This window comes from Devosia sp., assembly GCF_017307565.1.
In the GTDB taxonomy this organism is placed as follows: domain Bacteria; phylum Pseudomonadota; class Alphaproteobacteria; order Rhizobiales; family Devosiaceae; genus Devosia.
Window position 1 is genome coordinate 1 of the sequence record NZ_JAFKHD010000015.1, and the last position, 1,255, is coordinate 1,255.

2 protein-coding genes and 1 pseudogene are annotated in these 1,255 nt (G+C 56.0%); all 3 read right to left on the bottom strand.

From position 1 onward, the window contains the following. Positions 1 to 200 (bottom strand): annotated as a pseudogene (locus J0I64_RS00190) (peptidylprolyl isomerase); the annotation flags it as partial. Between the two features lie 72 nt (positions 201 to 272). After that, on the bottom strand, positions 273 to 869 hold the full coding sequence (locus tag J0I64_RS00195; protein WP_291405278.1) for a DsbA family protein: 597 nt from the start codon (positions 867 to 869) through the stop codon (positions 273 to 275). A 110-nt stretch (positions 870 to 979) separates the two neighbouring features. Continuing rightward, positions 980 to 1,255 (bottom strand): L,D-transpeptidase (locus tag J0I64_RS00200; RefSeq protein ID WP_291405280.1); only part of this gene is annotated, 276 nt, incomplete at its 5' end.

Genomic DNA, 1,255 nt, shown 5'->3' on the forward strand with positions numbered 1-1,255 from the left:
TTCGCTGCGTCGGAGATGATCCGCATTTCGATCAGCGTATCGACGATAACAGAGAGTCTGGCATCGTCTGGCATGGTCCCGAGTTGGGAATCATACATCTCCTGAGCCACCGCGACGTCTGCACGTGTTATGTCGCTACCGTTCACGCGGGCGACAACGTCTTCCGGCTGTGCGAATGCCGAACTACATGCTGTGGTCATCAGAAGAGCCAGGGCGATCCGACGCAGGCTTCTTGAAGAATTGGAAAATAAGATTGTCATCTGATGGCGTCCCTACTGGCCCGACGCTGCAAGCAGCGGATCGATGGTGTCGCTGAACTGCGCGACGCTCAGAGCACCCTTGTACATTTTGCCATTGATGAAGAAAGTAGGGGTGGAATCGACGCCAAAGCCGCGCCCAACTTCTGCAACCGCTTGCACCTGCTGCATCAGTTCCTCATTCTGAAGGCATGCTTCGAACGCGGCTTCGTCCATGCCGGTCATGCCCATGACAGATTTCATGGCGCCTGTTCCGTCTGAGGCGCGGGCCCATGTCTCCTGGGTTCGATAAAGAAGGTCGAGGGTCGGATACCACTTTTCGTCGCCCGCGCACCGCGCCAGCATGAAGCCGGCGGTGGAGCGCGGGTCGAACGGGAATTCGCGCATGATGAAGCGCACCTTTCCGGTATCGACATATTTCTCCTTCAGGCCGGGCCAGACGTCGATATGGAATGTTCTGCAATGCGGACAAGTCAGAGACGCGTATTCGATGATAGTTACAGGTGCATCGTCGGTGCCGAATGTCTTGTCCGGCAGGGCTCCTGGCACGAGAAGCTCCTGCTCGGTTGGCTGTGCAAATGCCAGTGGCGATGCAGCGCAAGCCAGCGCCATGGCTGAAGTGCAGATGAGAAAATTGCGACGTTTCATGGGTGAATCCTTTTGAAAGCCGGAGGCTACAAGCTCTGCCCGCTAGAGGTTCAAGTGATTTTTCGTGCTGACATCTAAGCTGTCGAACCGCCCCGAACGATCACGGGTGCCGGCGTCGAAACACGATTGTAGAGGTCGATGATGTCCTGGTTGATCAGTCGGACGCATCCGCTGGATACGGCTTTGCCGATGGTCCAGTATTCTGGCGAGCCGTGAATTCGGTAAAGTGTGTCCACACCATCCTGGAAAATATAGAGAGCGCGTGCACCGAGCGGGTTGTTAAGCCCTGGATCCATGCCGCCATTGGCTGCGCTGTATTTCTCAAGTTCTGGTTGTCGCGCAATCATTTC

Coding starts and splice junctions, on each gene's coding strand:
- J0I64_RS00195 (WP_291405278.1), bottom strand. CDS start 869: ATGGCGCTGGCTTGCGCTGCATCGCCACTGGCATTTGCACAGCCAACC.